This is a genomic window from Phycicoccus flavus, from assembly GCF_004025965.2.
Taxonomy (GTDB): Bacteria; Actinomycetota; Actinomycetes; order Actinomycetales; family Dermatophilaceae; genus Phycicoccus; species Phycicoccus flavus.
This window is the reverse complement of sequence record NZ_SAYU02000047.1, coordinates 1-16521: the sequence shown is the minus strand read 5'-3', so window position 1 is coordinate 16521 and position 16521 is coordinate 1. Positions and strand designations below refer to the sequence as shown.

General features: G+C 73.9%; 16 protein-coding genes. 5 read left to right on the top strand and 11 right to left on the bottom strand.

Features of this window, described 5'->3' with window-relative positions:
* Positions 1 to 82 precede the first annotated feature (82 nt).
* Complete coding sequence (locus EPD83_RS13715; RefSeq protein ID WP_165566719.1) at positions 83 to 709, top strand: alpha-ketoglutarate-dependent dioxygenase AlkB; 627 nt, start codon at positions 83 to 85, stop codon at positions 707 to 709.
* Between the two features lie 3 nt (positions 710 to 712).
* Here EPD83_RS13715 and EPD83_RS13710 read toward each other — a convergent pair whose 3' ends face one another.
* From EPD83_RS13710 to EPD83_RS13695, 4 genes are all read right to left on the bottom strand, one after another.
* Positions 713 to 1045: a VOC family protein gene (locus EPD83_RS13710; RefSeq protein WP_165566718.1), complete on the bottom strand. Its 333-nt coding sequence runs from the start codon at positions 1043 to 1045 to the stop codon at positions 713 to 715.
* 100 nt (positions 1046 to 1145) lie between these two features.
* Positions 1146 to 2000, bottom strand: a complete 855-nt coding sequence (locus EPD83_RS13705; protein ID WP_165566717.1) for a PfkB family carbohydrate kinase — start codon at positions 1998 to 2000, stop codon at positions 1146 to 1148.
* 13 nt (positions 2001 to 2013) lie between these two features.
* Positions 2014 to 3756, bottom strand: coding sequence for a 2-isopropylmalate synthase (leuA, locus tag EPD83_RS13700; protein WP_165566716.1), 1743 nt, complete (start codon positions 3754 to 3756; stop codon positions 2014 to 2016).
* A 197-nt stretch (positions 3757 to 3953) separates the two neighbouring features.
* Entirely contained in the window at positions 3954 to 4973 is a 1020-nt protein-coding gene (locus tag EPD83_RS13695) for a 1-aminocyclopropane-1-carboxylate deaminase (protein ID WP_128365997.1), read from the bottom strand.
* A gap of 66 nt (positions 4974 to 5039) precedes the next feature.
* Here EPD83_RS13695 and EPD83_RS13690 point away from each other — a divergent pair, with 66 nt between their 5' ends.
* A complete protein-coding gene (locus EPD83_RS13690; RefSeq protein WP_128365998.1) occupies positions 5040 to 6011 on the top strand; it encodes a GNAT family N-acetyltransferase in 972 nt (323 codons plus the stop codon).
* On the opposite strand, the gene EPD83_RS13685 is transcribed toward EPD83_RS13690, so the two are convergent.
* Both EPD83_RS13685 and EPD83_RS13680 read right to left on the bottom strand, forming a co-directional pair.
* Entirely contained in the window at positions 6004 to 6255 is a 252-nt protein-coding gene (locus EPD83_RS13685) for an acyl-CoA-binding protein (protein WP_128365999.1), read from the bottom strand. The two genes, EPD83_RS13690 and EPD83_RS13685, sit on opposite strands and share 8 nt — an antisense overlap.
* 35 nt (positions 6256 to 6290) lie before the next feature.
* Entirely contained in the window at positions 6291 to 7325 is a 1035-nt protein-coding gene (locus tag EPD83_RS13680) for an aspartate-semialdehyde dehydrogenase (protein ID WP_128366000.1), read from the bottom strand.
* 332 nt (positions 7326 to 7657) lie between these two features.
* Between EPD83_RS13680 and EPD83_RS13675 the strand changes: the two genes are divergently transcribed.
* Both EPD83_RS13675 and EPD83_RS13670 read left to right on the top strand, forming a co-directional pair.
* Positions 7658 to 8353 carry a helix-turn-helix transcriptional regulator gene (locus EPD83_RS13675; RefSeq protein ID WP_128366001.1) on the top strand — a complete coding sequence of 232 codons (696 nt, stop codon included), beginning with the start codon at positions 7658 to 7660 and terminating at the stop codon, positions 8351 to 8353.
* Positions 8350 to 9030: a helix-turn-helix transcriptional regulator gene (locus EPD83_RS13670; protein ID WP_128366002.1), complete on the top strand. Its 681-nt coding sequence runs from the start codon at positions 8350 to 8352 to the stop codon at positions 9028 to 9030. Before EPD83_RS13675 ends, EPD83_RS13670 begins: the two co-directional genes overlap by 4 nt.
* 20 nt (positions 9031 to 9050) lie before the next feature.
* Here EPD83_RS13670 and era read toward each other — a convergent pair whose 3' ends face one another.
* The 4 genes from era to EPD83_RS13650 are packed head-to-tail and all read right to left on the bottom strand — an operon-like array spanning position 9051 to position 12874.
* Positions 9051 to 10007: a GTPase Era gene (gene era / locus EPD83_RS13665; RefSeq protein WP_128366003.1), complete on the bottom strand. Its 957-nt coding sequence runs from the start codon at positions 10005 to 10007 to the stop codon at positions 9051 to 9053.
* Positions 10004 to 11293 carry a hemolysin family protein gene (locus EPD83_RS13660; RefSeq protein ID WP_128366004.1) on the bottom strand — a complete coding sequence of 430 codons (1290 nt, stop codon included), beginning with the start codon at positions 11291 to 11293 and terminating at the stop codon, positions 10004 to 10006. The genes era and EPD83_RS13660 overlap by 4 nt, the downstream gene beginning before the upstream one ends.
* 13 nt (positions 11294 to 11306) lie before the next feature.
* Complete coding sequence (ybeY, locus tag EPD83_RS13655; protein ID WP_128366005.1) at positions 11307 to 11774, bottom strand: rRNA maturation RNase YbeY; 468 nt, start codon at positions 11772 to 11774, stop codon at positions 11307 to 11309.
* Positions 11771 to 12874 carry a PhoH family protein gene (locus EPD83_RS13650; protein ID WP_128366006.1) on the bottom strand — a complete coding sequence of 368 codons (1104 nt, stop codon included), beginning with the start codon at positions 12872 to 12874 and terminating at the stop codon, positions 11771 to 11773. The genes ybeY and EPD83_RS13650 overlap by 4 nt, the downstream gene beginning before the upstream one ends.
* A gap of 241 nt (positions 12875 to 13115) precedes the next feature.
* Here EPD83_RS13650 and EPD83_RS13645 point away from each other — a divergent pair, with 241 nt between their 5' ends.
* Positions 13116 to 16100, top strand: a complete 2985-nt coding sequence (locus tag EPD83_RS13645) for a glycine--tRNA ligase (protein WP_165566715.1) — start codon at positions 13116 to 13118, stop codon at positions 16098 to 16100.
* A gap of 48 nt (positions 16101 to 16148) precedes the next feature.
* Here EPD83_RS13645 and EPD83_RS13640 read toward each other — a convergent pair whose 3' ends face one another.
* Complete coding sequence (locus tag EPD83_RS13640; protein WP_128366691.1) at positions 16149 to 16502, bottom strand: histidine triad nucleotide-binding protein; 354 nt, start codon at positions 16500 to 16502, stop codon at positions 16149 to 16151.
* Positions 16503 to 16521: the final 19 nt, after the last annotated feature.

Sequence of the window (16521 nt, the reverse complement as noted above, 5' to 3'; positions counted from 1 at the left end):
TCCTCGCCGTCCTCGCGACCGACGGGCGTCGGTCGCGTCGAAGGCTCTGGACACGTGTTCGATTGCGTCGTATGCTCGGCCCATGACGGTGCTCCAGGGGTCGCTGCTCGACCTGGCCGACGGCATCGAGGTGCGGCCCCTCGGCGACACCGTGCGCCGTCGGACGCTCGGGGACGGCGCCTGGGTGGACGAGCGCACGGCGTGGGTCGGCGGCGCGGACGAGCTCTACGCGGCCCTGCGCCGGGACGTCCCCTGGTACGCCGAGCGCCGGCAGATGTACGACTCGATCGTCGACGTCCCCCGGCTGCTCTCCTTCTACGGCGAGGACGACCCGCTCCCCCACCTGGCCCTGGAGGACTGCCGCGACGCCCTCTCGGCGCACTACGCCACCGAGCTCGGGGAGCCGTTCGTCACCGCCGGGCTCTGCCTCTACCGCGACGGCCGGGACTCCGTCGCCTGGCACGGCGACCGGATCGGCCGCAGCCGCGAGCAGGACACGATGGTCGCGATCCTCTCCGTCGGCGCGCCCCGGGACCTGCTCCTGCGGCCGCGGGACGGCGGCGCGTCGGTGCGCGTCCCGGCCGGGCACGGCGACCTCGTCGTCATGGGCGGGTCGTGCCAGCGCACCTGGGACCACTGCGTGCCGAAGACGAGCCGGCCGGTCGGACCGCGGATCAGCATCCAGTTCCGGGTCCGCGGGGTGCGCTGACCGTCAGTCGACGAGGACGACGCGGTTGCCGTCCGGGTCGGTGAGCCGCAAGAGCCTGGAGGAACTCGCCTGCTCGACCCCGTCGTGCTCGACCCCGGCCGCGGTGAGCCGCTCGGCGACGTCGTCCAGGTCCCGCACCGTCACGGTGCAGCCCGAGGACCCGGCCGCCTCCGGCTCCAGCCACACCTGGATGCCGCTCCCCTCCGACAGGTGCCACTCCAGCAGCCCCTCCATCGGCCGGGCGTCGGCCGCGCGGCCCACCAGGGCGCCGTACCAGCGCTCGGCCCGGTCCAGGTCGGACACTCGGTGGTTGCTCAGCAGTCGGACCACGTCCATGACGGCTCCCCTCGTCGCTCGTCGGGCCGTGGCGCGTCCCGGCCCCGACCGCGACGCTACCGGCGGTCCGGCCGGGGCGCGAGGTCCCGGAGGACCCGGCTCACGCCCAGCCGAGGACGCCGGGCTGCGTCACCGAGCGCGACGCGACCTCGACGGCCTCCGTGAGGGCCGCGGGCAGGTCGCCGGTACCGTGCCGCGCGAGATGGGCGAGCAGCGCCCCGTGCAGGACGTCGCCCGCCCCGAGGGTGTCGACGACCTCGACCTCGGGGACCGCGACCTCACCGTGCCCGCCGTCGGCCGAGCGCCAGCGCAACGGACCGGCCCCGTCCGAGGCCGCGACCCACGCGGGCCCGGTCCGCAGCAGCCCCGCGAGCCCGCCACCGTCGGGCAGCGCGAACGCGGCGGAGACCACCGCCACGTCGACGAGGGCCAGCAGCCGGTCCAGCCCGGGCTTCCACGACCCGCCGTCGAGCAGGACGACGACGCCCCGGTCCCGGGCCGCGCGGGCGACGTCGAGGGCAGCCGGCAGGTGGTGGCCGTCCACGAGCACCGCGGCGACGCCGTCGAGCAGGGGGTCCAGCGCCGCCTCGGTCAGCGGCGCGTGGCCCGTCGTCCCGACGGCGTTGCGGGAGACCACCGCACGCTCACCGGTGGCCTCGGTGACGAGCACGGTCGCCAGCGGCGGCTCGAAGCCCGCCGGCGCGACGTCGGTGACCGCCACGCCGGACGCGGCGAGGTCGCGCCGCACGACCTCGGCCAGGGGACCCCGACCGACCGCGCCGACGAAGTGGGTCCCGACCCCGAGGGTCGAGCAGACCCGGGCGGCGTTGCCGGCGGGACCGCCGACCTCGACCGTGGACGCCAGCGCCACGACCTTCTCGTCCGGACCGGGGAGCCGCTGCACCACCTGGCGGACGTCGACCGTCGCCAGGCCGCAGGCCAGCGCCTTGCCCACCGGTCCCGGGCCCTCAGCCGGTGAGCGTGCCGCGCTCGGAGCGGTTGACCGCCGAGAGGATGGCCCGCATCGAGGCCTTGACGATCGACTCGTGGACGCCGACGCCCCACAGCACCCGGTCGCCCACAGCGCACTCGACGTAGGCCGCGGCCCGGGCGTCGCCACCGGCGGACAGCGCGTGCTCGTGGTAGTCCAGGACCCGCACATCGAGGTCGAGGCTGGCGAGCGCGTCGGTGAAGGCGTCGATGGGTCCGTTGCCGCGGCCGTGGATCTCGGTCTCCGCGCCGTCGACGAGGACGGCGGCCTCGATCCGGTCCTGGCCGTCGTCGGCGCCGCTCACGGTCGAGCGGACCGGCACGTAGCGGGCCCAGCGGCGGTCGGTGTCCTCGGTGTGCAGGTACTCGTCGGCGAACATCTCCCAGATCTGCGCGCCGGACAGCTCGCCGCCTTCGGTGTCGGTGCGGGTCTGGACGACGTGGCTGAACTCGACTTGGAGCCGGCGCGGCAGGTCCAGCCCGTGCTCGGACTTCAGCAGGTAGGACACCCCGCCCTTGCCGGACTGGCTGTTCACCCGGACGACGGCCTCGTAGGAGCGGCCGATGTCGTGGGGGTCGATGGGCAGATAGGGCACCCCCCAGTCGAGGTCGTCGACGGAGGTCCCCTTCTCCTTCGCCCGGCGCTCCATGTCCTCCAGGCCCTTCTTGATGGCGTCCTGGTGGGAGCCGGAGAAGGCCGTGTAGACGAGGTCGCCGCCCCACGGGTGCCGCTCGTGGACGGGCAGCTGGTTGCAGTACTCGACGGTGCGCCGCACCTCGGCCATGTCCGAGAAGTCGATCTGCGGGTCGATGCCCTGGCTGAACAGGTTCATCCCCAGCGTGACGAGGCAGACGTTGCCGGTGCGCTCGCCGTTGCCGAACAGGCAGCCCTCGATCCGGTCCGCGCCGGCGAGGTAGCCCAGCTCCGCGGCCGCGACCCCCTCACCGCGGTCGTTGTGCGGGTGCAGGCTCACGACGACGGACTCACGGCGGTCGAGGTGGCGGACCATCCACTCGATGGAGTCCGCGTACACGTTCGGGGTGGCCATCTCGACGGTCGCGGGGAGGTTGACGATCATCTTGTGGTCCGGCGTCGGGTCGATGACGTCGATGACCTCGTTGCAGATCCGCACGGCGAACTCGAGCTCGGTGCCGGTGTAGGACTCCGGCGAGTACTCGTAGTAGACGTCGGTCTCGGGGACGGTCTCCTCGAGCTTGCGGCACAGCCGCGCGCCCTGGAGCGCGATGTCGACGATGCCGTCCTGGCTCATGCCGAACACGACGCGGCGCTGGAGCACCGAGGTCGAGTTGTAGAAGTGGACGATGGCCTGCTTGCTGCCGCGGATGGCGTCGAAGGTCCGCTCGATGAGGTGGTCCCGGCACTGGGTGAGGACCTGGATCGTCACGTCGTCGGGGATGTGCCCGCCCTCGACGAGCTCGCGGCAGAAGTCGAAGTCGGTCTGGCTGGCGCTCGGGAAGCCGACCTCGATCTCCTTGTAGCCCATCCGCACGAGCAGCTGGAACATGCGCATCTTGCGCTCGGAGTCCATCGGGTCGATGAGCGCCTGGTTGCCGTCGCGCAGGTCCACCGCGCACCAGCGCGGGGCCGTGGTCATCACGCGGTCGGGCCAGGTGCGGTCGGGCAGCTCGACGCGGAGCTGGTCCTGGAAGGGGACGTACTTGGTCGTCGGCATCCCGGAGGGCTGCTGGGGGTGGATCATCGCGGGGTCGTGCCTCTCGTGTCGTCTGCGGGGGTCCGACCGGGTGCAGCAGGAGCTCCGCGACGAGGGGCGGCCGTGTCAGGCCCCGCCGCGGCAGCGAAGGAGGAGGCGCGAGGTACGCACGGGACCACCATGCCACAGCCCGCGCGCCGGGGGGAGAACACCGTCCGCTCCGCGGACGGGGGCCGCCGCAGCGGTCAGGACCAGAGCGAGTGGTAGGCGTTGAGCGCGGGCTGTCCGCCGAGGTGGGCGTACAGGACGGTCGAGTCGCGCGGGATGTCACCGCTGCGGACGAGGTCGACGAGGCCGGCGAGCGACTTCCCCTCGTACACCGGGTCGGTGATCATGGCCTCGAGCTCGGCGCCGAGGCGCATCGCCTCCATCGTCGAGTCGACGGGGATGCCGTAGAGCTCTCCGGCCCAGTCGGGCAGGAGGGTGAGCTCGTCCTCGCGCAGGTCCCGGCCGAGCCCGATGACCTCCGCCGTGTGGCGCGCGATGCGCTCGAGCTGCTCGCGCGTCCTCTCCAGCGTCGCCGAGGCGTCGATGCCGATGATCCGCCGGCGGACGCCGGTGAGGTCCTCGAGCGCCGCGAACCCGGCGACCATCCCCGCGTGCGTCGAGCACGTCACCGTGCACACGACGACGGTGTCGAACGTGACGCCGAGCGCCTTCTCCTGCTCCGCGACCTCGAAGGCCCAGTTGGCGAACCCGACGCCACCCAGGGGGTGCTCGCTCGCGCCGGCCGGGATGGCGTACGGCGTGCCGCCGGCCTCCTCCACCTCCCGCAGCGCCTCCTTCCAGGAGTCGCGGATGCCGATGTCGAAGCCGCTGTCGTCGAGCCGGCTGTCGGCCCCCATCATCCGGGACAGGAGGATGTTGCCCACCCGGTCGTTCACCGGGTCCTCCCAGGGCACCCACCGCTCCTGGACGAGCCGGCACCCCAGGCCGAGGTGCGCGGCCACCGCCGCCACCTGGCGGGTGTGGTTCGACTGGTACCCGCCGATGGAGACGAGGGTGTCGGCCCCGCTGGCGAGGACGTCGGGGACGATGTACTCGAGCTTGCGCATCTTGTTGCCGCCGAAGGCCAGCCCGCTGTTCACGTCCTCGCGCTTGGCCCAGACCTGGGCCCCGCCGAGGTGGTCGCTGAGGCGGCGCAGGTGGTGGACCGGGCTCGGGCCGAACGTCAGCGGGTACCGCGGGATCTCGTGGAGACGCATGGCGCTGGTCTACCATCGCCGGTAACCCGGGTGCGGCGGTGCCCGGGGGTCGGCCACAGTGGGGCCGTGAGCACGATCCTCGACACGGTGGCCGGCGCTCTGCCGGCCGGCTGCACCGCCCGCGCCCTGACCCCGGACGACGTCGACGACACCTTCGCCGTCTACGCCGCCGCGCAACGCCACGACGTCGGGGCGCTCGTCATGGAGCGCGCCGACATCGTCGCCGACTGGTCCCGTCCGAGCATGGACCTGACCACCGACACCGTCGGGGTGCTGCGGGGCGACCGCCTCGTGGCCGCCGCCGAGGCCCGTCGCCGGGGCCCACGGGCCGAGGCGGCGGTGCACCCCGACGCCCGTGGGCTCGGCATCGGGACCTGGCTCGTCGCCTGGACCGAGGCGTGGGCCCTGGCCGGGGGCGGTGCGTCGGTGGGCCAGACGGTCCCGGAGGGGTCGGCCGGCCACCGCCTGCTCGCGGCGCTCGGCTACCGGGACGGCCACACCTCCTGGGTGCTCGAGCTGCCGGAGGGCGCCACCGTCCCCGAGCGCCCGCTGCCCGGGGGCTACGCGCTGCGCGACGCCGTGTCGGCGCCGGACCTGCAGGCCGCGTACGGCGTCGTCCAGCGGGCCTTCGGCGAGTGGTCGGACCGTACCGGGGTCACCTACGACGAGTGGGCGGCCGGGACCGTGCGCCGCCCGGGCTACGCGCCGTGGCAGGTGCGGGTCGTCGCCCACGAGGAGGGCGGCGTCGTCGGCGTCGCCTTCACCGTCGTCGACGAGCAGGAGTGCGGCTACGTCGCCGAGCTCGCCGTCGCCCGGGAGCACCGGGGGCGGGGGCTGGCGCAGGCGCTGCTGGCCGACGCCTTCCGGGGCGCCCGTGAGCACGGCGCCACCCGCAGCGAGCTCTCGACCGACAGCCGCACCGGCGCCCTCGACCTCTACCTGCGCGTCGGGATGGTCGTCACCTCGACGTGGCAGCACCTGCTCGTCGACCTGCCCCGGGGCGGCGGCGGGGACGGCGGGCCCGGCGGGTTCAGCTGAGGCCGCGCACCGTCTCGACGTACTCGGTCCTCGCGTCCTCGGCCGACATGCCCCGCGCCGACGCCCACGCGTCGTGCTTGGCCCGGGCGACGAAGTCGAGCATGCCCGGCCGGTCGCCGGTGGCGTCGCCCTCGGTCGCCTGCTTGTAGAGGGCGTAGAGGCGCAGCTTCGTCGCGTTGCCCGGGTCCTGGGTCAGGGTCGGGACGCGGTCGACCGCGTCCCGGAACTCCTCGTCGGTGGCCATGCGGCCACTGTAGGCACCGGGGTGGGGCCTGGCGGTCAGCCGCGCTTGGCGAGCTCCTCGACGATCTGGACGGCGTTGAGGGCCGCCCCCTTGCGCAGGTTGTCGCCGACGACGAAGAGCACGAGGCCGCGACCCTGCGGTGCGGCCTGGTCGGCGCGGACCCGCCCGACGAACACCTCGTCTCGCCCGGTCGCCTGCAGCGGGTTCGGGACGTTCGTCACGACGACGCCCGGCGCCTGCGTGAGGGCCGCGACCGCCTCGTCGGGCGCGATGTCGCGCGCGAACTCGGCGTGCACCGCGAGGCTGTGGCCGGTGAACACCGGGACGCGCACGCACGTCCCGGACACACGCAGGTCGGGCAGGTGGAGGATCTTGCGCGACTCGTGCCGCAGCTTCTGCTCCTCGTCGGTCTCGAGGCTGCCGTCGTCGACGACCGACCCGGCGAGCGGGACGACGTTGAAGCCCACGGGCACCGCGTAGACGTCGGGGTCAGGCAGGGCGACGGCCCCGCCGTCGAGCGCGAGGTCCTTGGGGTCGCCCGCGGCGTACCCGGCGCGCAGCTGGGAGTCGAGCTCGGTGAGGCCCTTGCCGCCGGACCCGGACACCGCCTGGTAGCTCGCGACGGTGAGCCGCTCGAGCCCGGCGAGGTCGTGCAGTGGCTTGAGGACCGGCATCGCGGCCATCGTCGTGCAGTTGGGGTTGGCGACGATGCCCCTGGGGATGTCGTCGAGGTCGTCGGGGTTCACCTCGGCGACGACGAGCGGGACGTCCGGGTCCCGCCGCCAGGCGCTGGAGTTGTCGACGACGACCGCACCGGCCTCGGCGACCCGTGGCGCCCACTCGCGCGAGGTCGACCCGCCGGCCGAGAACAGCGCGACGTCGAGCCCGGAGAAGTCGGCGGTGGCGGTGTCCTCGACGACGACGTCACGCCCGTCCCACGGCAGCGTCGTCCCGGCCGACCGGGCCGAGGCGAAGTAGCGGATCTCGTCGACGGGGACGTTCCGCTCGTGGAGGAGGGACCGCATGACGTTGCCCACCTGACCGGTGGCTCCGAAGACTCCGACGCGCATGCCCCGATGGTACGAGCCGCGGGCACGGCCCGACGCCGTGCCCGGGATGCGGGCGGGCGCGCCGCCGGAGGTGGCGTGGCCGGGACGCCCCCACCCCTGGTACGGCGTGCCCGGCCACGCCCGCTCTCTCCGCCCCGGAGGCCTGCGTGGCGACGCCCGACGGGCCTTCTGCCGGTCGTCGCGGCAATACTCTGGGTCGTCGGCCGCCCCACACGCCAGTCGGATTGCGAGAACTCGCAAGTCGGCCGGGACGGAGATCGCGCCCGGGAACCGACCGGGCGTCCCGTTAGGGTGGCAGGCAGCGAGGCCCCCGGCGTCCGTGAGGAGGAGTCGTGACGAGGCAGGGCACGACCTCCCCGGCGCAGGACCTCCGTGCCTTCTACGACGCCGTGTGGGACCTCATGGCCGAGAAGGACCCACGGGTCCGTCCGGTCGGGCACTACTCCGGCATCGACGTCTCCATCGCCGAGCGGGTGGCCCGGGCCGAGCGCTCGACGTGGAACATGCAGCGCAACACCTCGCTGCGCGCCTGGCGCTCGGGGCTCGAGCTGGGACGGGGACGCGAGCGCCCGCCCGCCGACCACCGCATCGTCCTCGACACCGCGTCCGTCCTCACCGCCCCGGTACTGGCCAGCGTCGTCCCCCAGCCCCTCGTCACGGACGTGCCCCTACCGCTCTTCGTCACCGACCGCTCGCACGTCTTCCTCGCCGGGGCCGACGGCACGCCCGACGCCTACACCGTGTGGGAGTCCGAGCACCCCGACGTCGTCGACGCCGCGACCGAGGCCTACCTGGGGGTCTGGCGGGTCGCCGTGCCCGCGTCCGACGTCGTCGACCGCCCCCGCCTGTCCGCGCCCCTCGTCGAGGTCGCCTTCCTCCTCCTCGACGGCTCGAGCGACCAGGAGATCGCGCAGCGGCTGGGGACCAGCGAGCGGACGGCCTCGAACCACGTCCGCCGGCTCGTCGACTGGGCGGACGCCGGCAGCCGGGGTCGCCTCATCGCCCTGCTCGCCGGGGGCGAGACGTGACCGGCGGGACCGGGACCGACCAGCGGGAGTTCTTCCGCTGGGCCCACGGGCTCGTCCTCGCCGGCGACGAGCGGTTCGAGCCGCTCGGTCCGGTGGCCGACACGCTGCGCGACGGCATCGGGGAGCTCGCGCAGTCCGTGCGGCGCAGCGTGTGGCACATGACCATCGTCCCGTCCTGGCGTGAGGTCCGCGCGGCCCGGCGGCTGGCGGAGGTCGCCTGGCGGGCCGACGTCGACGGCCGGTACGTCACCGACGTCCGCAGCCTGGAGCGGCTGCCGATGCTGTCCAGCCACCACCCCGACCTGCGCACGACGCACGTCGTCGGGCCCCTCCTCGTCGTCGACGCGCGGATGGTCTTCCTCGGCGTTCCCCGGGGTCACGAGCTCGCGGGACGGGTGTGGCGCAGCACCTCCCCCACCGTCGTGGGCGCCGCGGCGCGGACCCTCGAGGCGGCGTGGCGCGCGGCGCAGCCGCCGCACGAGCACGACCCGCCCTTCACCCGGCGCATGGTCGACGTCGGCTTCCTCCTCACCGACGGGGCGACCGACGGGGAGATCTCGCGGCAGCTCGCGGTGTCCACACGGACGGTGTCGGCCGACGTGGCCGAGATCGTCCGGCGGCTCGGCGCGCGGAACCGGGCGCACGCCATCGCGCTCATCGGCGGCGGCACGTTCTGAAGCGCCCCGGGCGCCGCGGCTCAGAAGCCGAGGCGCTGCAGCTGCTTGGGGTCGCGCTGCCAGTCCTTGGCCACCTTGACGTGCAGGTCGAGGTGGACCCGCTGCCCCAGCAGCGCCTCGATGCCCCGGCGGGCGTTCGTGCCGACCTCCCGCAGCCGGGAGCCGCCTCGCCCGATGACGATGGCCTTCTGGCTGTCGCGCTCGACGAAGACGTGGACGCGCACGTCGAGCAGCGGGTCGTCTGCGGGCCGGTCCTCGCGCGGGACCATCTCCTCGACGACGACGGCCAGGCTGTGCGGCAGCTCGTCGCGCACCCCCTCGAGGGCGGCCTCGCGGACGAGCTCGGCGACCATCGTCGCCTCGGGCTCGTCGGTGAGGACACCTCCGGGGTAGAGCGGACCGGGCGAGGGCGGCAGGTACCCGGACAGGACCCGCGCGACGTCGTCGACCTGCTGCCCGGTGGTCGCCGAGCAGGGGACGATCGCGGCCCAGTCGCCGAGCCGGTCGACGGCGATGAGGTGCTCGGCCAGGCGCTGCCGGTCCACGGTGTCGGACTTGGTGGCCAGCGCGACGACGGGCGTGCGCCGGGCCCGCATGATCTCGACGAGCTCGGCGGCGATGAACTGGTCGCCGGGACCGACCCGCTGGTCGGCCGGCAGGCAGAACCCGATGACGTCGACCTCGAGCAGGGTCTCGCGGACGAGGTCGTTGAGCCGCTCGCCGAGCAGGGTGCGCGGGCGGTGCAGGCCCGGGGTGTCGACGAGGACCAGCTGGCTCGTGTCCGTCGTGACGATGCCGCGAATGGTGTGGCGCGTCGTCTGCGGCTTGCTCGAGGTGATGGCCACCTTGGTGCCGACGAGCGCGTTCGTCAGCGTCGACTTGCCCGCGTTCGGCCGGCCGACGAGGCAGGCGAAGCCCGCGAGGTAGCCCGGGCTGTCCGGGCCGTCCGGCTCGGTCCCGCTGTCCTGCTCGCTCATCCGACCCGCTCCTCCAGCTCGTCCTGCGCGGTCGCGGGGACCACCCGCTCGACGAGCACCGTCGCCACCCGGTGCCGCCGCCCGGACATCCGCTCGGCGGTGAGCCGCAGCCCCGCCACCTCGCACGTGGAGCCGAGGATCGGCACCATGCCCGTCGTCTTGCCGATGAGGCCGCCCACGGTGTCGACCTCGTCGTCCTCGAGGTCGACCTCGAACAGCTCGGCGAGGTCGTCGAGGTGCATCGTCGCCGCGACCCGCGTCCGGCCGTCGCCGAGGTCCTCGACCTCGGGGGCGTCGCGGTCGTACTCGTCGCTGATCTCGCCGACGATCTCCTCGATGATGTCCTCGATCGTCACGATGCCCGCGGTGCCGCCGTACTCGTCGACGACGACCGCCAGGTGCGCCTGCTCGAGCTGCATCTCGCGCAGCAGCGCGTCGACGGGCTTGCTGTCGGGGACGAAGCGGGCCGGGCGCATGAGCTCGGTGACCGGCAGCGACCCGGCGGCCGGGTCGGCGTTCATCCGGCGGACGACGTCCTTGAGGTAGAGCACGCCGACGACGTCGTCGAGGGTGTCCCCGAGCACCGGGACCCGGGAGAAGCCGCTGCGGATGAAGAGCTTCATCGCCTGCCGGCAGACCCGGTCCTCGTCGACGGCGACCATGTCCGTGCGCGGCACCATGACCGCGCGGGTGAAGGTGTCGCCGAGCTCGAAGACGGAGTGGATCATCGCCCGCTCGTCGGCCTCGATGAGGCGGTTCTCGCGTGCGACGTCGACGAGGTCGCGCAGCTCGGACTCGGTCTCGAACGGGCCGTCCCGGAAGCCGCGGCCCGGGGTGACGGCGTTGGTCAGCGCGATGAGCAGCCGGGCGAACGGGCCGAGGATGCGGCGCACCCAGACGACGACGGGCGCCGCGATGAGCGCGACGGCGGCACTGTGCTGGCGGCCGAGGGTGCCCGGCGAGACCCCGACGATGGCGAAGGAGATGAGCGCCATGACCGTGATGGCGACGAGGAAGGGCTCGATGGTCCCCTCGACCGCGTCGACGGCCGCGAGGGTGACCATGACGGCCGCCGTCGTCTCGGCGATGACCCGCAGGAAGGACAGGACCGAGAGGTAGGCGGCGGTGTCGCCGACGACCCGCACCAGCGCACCCGACCCGGGGCGGCCCTCCTCCGCGAGCTCCTCCGCGCGCACCCGCGACATCCGCTGCAGCGCGGACTCGGTGAGCGAGAAGAGGAAGGCGAGGACGGTGGCGACCACCGCCGCCACGACGAAGCGGACCACGGACCGGCTCCGCTCAGGCGCCCGTGCGGCCGCGGGTGGCGAGGAAGGTGAGCAGCAGCTGGCGCTGGAGCTCGAACATCTCCTTCTCGTCCTCGGGCTCGGCGTGGTCGAAGCCCAGCAGGTGCAGGATGCCGTGCGTCGTGAGGAGCAGCAGCTCCTCCTCGGTGGCGTGACCGGCCGTGCGGGCCTGGGCGGCGGCCACGCTCGGGCACAGGACGATGTCGCCGAGCATGCCCTCCTCGGGCGGGACGCCGTCGCGGCCGGGCCGCAGCTCGTCCATCGGGAAGCTCATGACGTCGGTCGGACCGGGCAGGTCCATCCACTGCACGTGGAGGGTCTCCATGGCGGCCTCGTCGACGAGGCGCAGGCAGAGGTCGGACTGGGGGTGGACGCGCATCTGCTCCAGGACGTAGCGCGCGCAGGCGACGAGCTCGGTCTCGTCGAGGTCGACCTCGGTCTCGTTGAGGACGTCGATGCTCACGACTCGGGTCGCTCCCGGTCGCCGCCGCGCGGACGGGCCCGGCGGCGCTCGTCGCCGTCGCGCACGAAGCGGTTCTGGTGGCGCTGCTGGACGGCGTCCCACCGCCCGTAGGCGTCGACGATGTCGCCGACGAGCCGGTGGCGCACGACGTCGACGGCCGTGAGCTCGCTGAAGTGGACGTCGTCGATCTCGCCGAGGATGTCGCGCACGACGCGCAGCCCGCTCTGGGTGCCCCCGGGCAGGTCGACCTGCGTGACGTCGCCGGTGACGACCATCTTCGAGCCGAAGCCGAGCCGGGTGAGGAACATCTTCATCTGCTCCGGCGAGGTGTTCTGCGCCTCGTCGAGGATGACGAACGCGCTGTTGAGCGTGCGGCCGCGCATGAACGCCAGCGGCGCGACCTCGATGGTGCCGGCGGCGAGGAGGCGCGGGATGGAGTCGGGGTCGACCATGTCGTGCAGCGCGTCGTAGAGGGGCCGCAGGTAGGGGTCGATCTTGTCGTTGAGGCTGCCGGGGAGGAAGCCGAGCCGCTCCCCCGCCTCGACGGCGGGACGGGTGAGGATGATCCGGTTGACCTGCTTGGCCTGGAGCGCGGCGACAGCCTTGGCCATCGCCAGGTAGGTCTTGCCGGTGCCGGCCGGCCCGATGCCGAAGACGACGGTGTTGTCGTCGATGGCCTCGACGTAGCGCTTCTGGCCGAGGGTCTTGGGGCGGATGGTGCGGCCCCGGTTGGACACGATGTTCATCGTCAGCACGTCCGCCGGACGCTCGGCGGTCTGGCTGCGCAGCATCGCGATGGAGCGCTCGACGGCGTCGCGGTTGAGCGGCTGCCCGCCCGCGAGGACGGCGAGGAGCTCGTCGAGGGACCGCTCGACGAGGGCGACCTCGGCGCTCGGCCCGGCGAGCTGGAACTCGTTGCCCCGGACGTGGATGGACACCAGCGGGAACTGCCGCTCCAGGGTGCGCAGCAGCTCGTCGCGCGGCCCGAGGAGGGTGACCATCTGCACCTCGGGAGGGATGGTCACGGTGTGCTGCGGCACGTGCGGCTGGGAACCGGGGCTCGCGGGAACGACGGGGCGGTCGGGACGGGCGTCTGTCATCGTTCTTCCAGTGTACGGGTGACCGCTGACGGGCGGTCGTCCACGACCTGGGTCGCGGCGTGCTCGCCGGACCGGCCGCCCGTGCCGCCGGGACGCGATCGCTAGCATGGCCGCGTGCACGGGGACCCGTGGACCCGGCGCGGTGGACCCGCTCGTCCGTAGGTCGCCCTCACCGCCACAGGACCGACCACGACCGAGGAGCACTGTGCCCGCCGGAGAGACCCGACCCACGACCCTGACCATGCAGGACGCGATCCTCGCGCTGCAGGGGTACTGGAGCGCGCGCGGCTGCATGATCGCCCAGCCGTTCAACACCGAGGTCGGCGCCGGCACGGCCAACCCCGCCACGGCGCTGCGCGTGCTCGGCCCCGAGCCGTGGGCGGTCGGCTACGTCGAGCCCAGCGTCCGGCCCGACGACAGCCGGTACGGCGAGAACCCCAACCGGCTCCAGACGCACACCCAGTTCCAGGTCATCCTCAAGCCCGACCCGGGCAACCCGCAGGAGCTCTACCTCGACAGCCTGCGGCACATCGGCATCGACCTCGACGCCCACGACGTGCGCTTCGTCGAGGACAACTGGGCCTCCCCCGCGCTCGGCGCCTGGGGCCTGGGCTGGGAGGTGTGGCTGGACGGGATGGAGATCACCCAGTTCACCTACTTCCAGCAGGCCGGCGGCGTCACCCTCGACCCGGTCTCGGTCGAGATCACCTACGGCCTCGAGCGCATCCTCATGGCGGTGCAGGGCGTCACCCACTTCACGGACATCGAGTACGCCCCGGGCATCACCTACGGCGAGGTCTTCGCCCAGTCCGAGTACGAGATGAGCCGCTACTACCTCGACGACGCCGACCTCGACACCAACCGGGCGCTGTTCGACCGCTTCGCCGCCGAGGCGCGCCGCCTCGTCGACCTCGGGCTGCCGGTGCCGGCCTACACGTACGTGCTCAAGTGCAGCCACACCTTCAACGTCCTCGACGCCCGGGGGGCCATCAGCACGACGGACCGCGCCGCCTCCTTCCGGACCATGCGCGACCTCACCCGCGAGGTGGCGCACCTCTGGCTGCGCCGCCGCGAGGAGCTGGGGCTGCCGCTCGGCCGGGTCGAGCCGCTGCCGCCCGCCACCGCCGCGGGGCCGGTCCCGGTCACGTCCGGTCCGGCCACGGCCCTGCTCGAGATCGGCACCGAGGAGCTGCCGCCGGCCGAGGTCGCCGCGGCCGCCGAGCAGCTGCGTGAGTCCGTGACGGCCGGGCTCGACGCCTCCCTGCTCGGCCACGGCGAGGTCCGGGTCGCGACGACCCCGCGCCGCCTCGTCCTCACCGTCGCCGACGTCCAGCCGGTCGAGCCCGGGACGACGAAGGTCGACCGCGGGCCGCGGGCCTCGCTGGCGTACGACGCCGACGGCGCGCTGACCAAGGCCGGGGCGGGCTTCCTGCGCAGCCGCGGGGCCGAGGAGTCCCAGCTCGGCCGGGTCACCGAGGGCGAGCACGAGTACGTGACGATCACCCGGACCGTCGAGGGCCGCTCCGCGGGCGAGGTGCTGACCGGTGTGCTGGGCGACGCCGTGCGCTCCCTGCGCTCCAGCCGCAACATGCGGTGGAACGACCCCGAGCTCACCTTCTCGCGGCCGATCCGCTGGCTCGTGGCCCTGCTCGGCACCGAGGTGCTCCCGGTCATCGTGTCGTCGCTGGCCGCCGGACGCACGACGCGGGTCCTGCGCACGGCCGCGCAGGCGGAGGTCGACGTCCGCAGCGCCGACGAGCACGCCACGCTGCTGCTGGAGCACGACGTCGTCCTGGACCGCCAGAGCCGCCGGCAGCAGATCGTCGACGGCGCCCACCGGCTGGCCACGACGGCCGGCGGGCGCGTCGACCTCGACGCCGTCGCCGCGACCGTCGAGGAGGTCACCGACCTCGTCGAGAAGCCGACCCCGGTCCTCGGCCGCTTCGAGGACCGGTACATGCAGGTGCCGTCCGTGGTCCTCGTGACCGTCATGCGCAAGCACCAGCGCTACCTGCCGGTCGTCGACGACGACGGTGCGCTGCTGCCGTCGTTCGTCGCGGTGGCCAACGGCTCGTGCGACGAGGACACGGTGCGGGCCGGCAACGAGGCGGTCCTGCGGGCGCGCTTCGAGGACGCCGCCTTCTTCTACGAGGCGGACCGGCAGGAGACCCCGCAGGACCTGTACGCCCGCCTCGACCGGCTGACCTTCGAGACGCGCCTCGGCAGCGTCGCCGACCGGTCCCGTCGCATCGCGACCCTGGCCACGACGTTCGCCGAGCGCGCGGAGGCGGACCCCGACGTGCGCGCCACCGTGCAGCGGGCGGGGGCGATCGCCAAGTTCGACCTGACCAGCCAGATGGTGGTCGAGCTCTCCTCGCTGGCCGGCGTCATGGCGGAGGTGTACGCCCTCGAGGCCGGTGAGCCCGCCGAGGTCGCCACCGCGCTGCGCGAGATGGAGATGCCGCGCCAGGGCGCCGGCGACCTGCCCACGAGCACCGCCGGGGCGCTGCTGTCGGTGGCCGACCGGCTCGACCTGCTCACCGGCATGCTCGCCGTGGGCAACGTCCCGACCGGCCAGTCCGACCCCTTCGGCGTCCGGCGCGCCGCGACGGGCGCCGTGCGGGTCCTGCGCTCCGTCCCCGAGCTGGGGTCCCTGGACCTGCTCGACGGGGTCACCGCGGCGGCCGACCTGCTGCGCGCCCAGGGGGTCGAGGTGTCCGAGGAGACCGTCGGTCTCGCGGTGTCCATCGCGGTGCGCCGCTACGAGCAGCAGCTGCTGGAGGACGGGCACGCCGTCGACGACGTCCGCGCCGTCCTGCCGCTGGCGACACGTCCGGGTGTGGCCGACGCGGTGCTCGCCGAGCTCGAGCAGATGTCCGGCCGGCCCGACTTCGAGGACACCGTCTTCGCCGTCCAGCGCGCCACGCGCATCCTGCCCTCGACGGCCGACGTCGACGTCAGCGCGCCGAGTGTTCTCGACGGCGACGCCGACCGCGCGCTCGAGGCCGCGGTGACCCGGCTGGAGTCCCCGGCGGGTCCGTCGCTCGCGGCGCTGGTCGCCGCGGCGGACGGTCTCCGCCCGGTGGTCGACACCTTCTTCGAGGAGGTGCGCGTCATGGACGACGACGCGGGCGTCCGGGCGGCCCGGGTCCTGCTGCTGCGCCGCCTCGACGCCGCGACCTCGCGGGTGCTCGACTGGTCCCAGCTCTCCTCGTCCGCGACCTGACCCCCGCGGGTCGTCCGGCCGGGTGGCCGGGTCGGCCGCGCAGCTTGGTCAGCCGGGCGGCCAGGTCAGCGGACGCCCGCCGAGGACGTGCACGTGGACGTGCGGCACGGTCTGCTGGCCGTCCTCGCCCGTGTTGACGACGAGCCGGTACCCGCCGTCCAGTCCTTCGGATCGCGCGACCGTCCCGGCCAGGCTCAGCAGGTCCGCCGCCTCGGCGGGCTCGCGGGCCGCGAGGTCGACGACGGCCGGCTCGTGACGGCGCGGGACGACCAGGACGTGGGTCGGCGCCTGCGGGTCCAGGTCGCGGAAGGCGAGGGAGTGCTCGCTCTCGGCGACGACCGTCGCCGGGATGCTCCCGGCGACGATGCGGCAGAAGGGGCAGTCCGGGTCGGTCTCGCTCATGTCCCGACCCTAGGGGCTG

Bases quoted from the DNA above. Each gene is read 5' to 3' on its own strand.
- EPD83_RS13715 (WP_165566719.1), top strand. From the start codon at position 83: ATGACGGTGCTCCAGGGGTCGCTGCTCGACCTGGCCGACGGCATCGAG.
- EPD83_RS13710 (WP_165566718.1), bottom strand. From the start codon at position 1,045: ATGGACGTGGTCCGACTGCTGAGCAACCACCGAGTGTCCGACCTGGAC.
- leuA (WP_165566716.1), bottom strand. From the start codon at position 3,756: ATGATCCACCCCCAGCAGCCCTCCGGGATGCCGACGACCAAGTACGTC.
- EPD83_RS13695 (WP_128365997.1), bottom strand. From the start codon at position 4,973: ATGCGTCTCCACGAGATCCCGCGGTACCCGCTGACGTTCGGCCCGAGC.
- EPD83_RS13685 (WP_128365999.1), bottom strand. From the start codon at position 6,255: ATGGCCACCGACGAGGAGTTCCGGGACGCGGTCGACCGCGTCCCGACC.
- EPD83_RS13680 (WP_128366000.1), bottom strand. From the start codon at position 7,325: ATGCGCGTCGGAGTCTTCGGAGCCACCGGTCAGGTGGGCAACGTCATG.
- era (WP_128366003.1), bottom strand. From the start codon at position 10,007: ATGAGCGAGCAGGACAGCGGGACCGAGCCGGACGGCCCGGACAGCCCG.
- EPD83_RS13650 (WP_128366006.1), bottom strand. From the start codon at position 12,874: ATGACAGACGCCCGTCCCGACCGCCCCGTCGTTCCCGCGAGCCCCGGT.
- EPD83_RS13645 (WP_165566715.1), top strand. From the start codon at position 13,116: ATGCAGGACGCGATCCTCGCGCTGCAGGGGTACTGGAGCGCGCGCGGC.
- EPD83_RS13640 (WP_128366691.1), bottom strand. From the start codon at position 16,502: ATGAGCGAGACCGACCCGGACTGCCCCTTCTGCCGCATCGTCGCCGGG.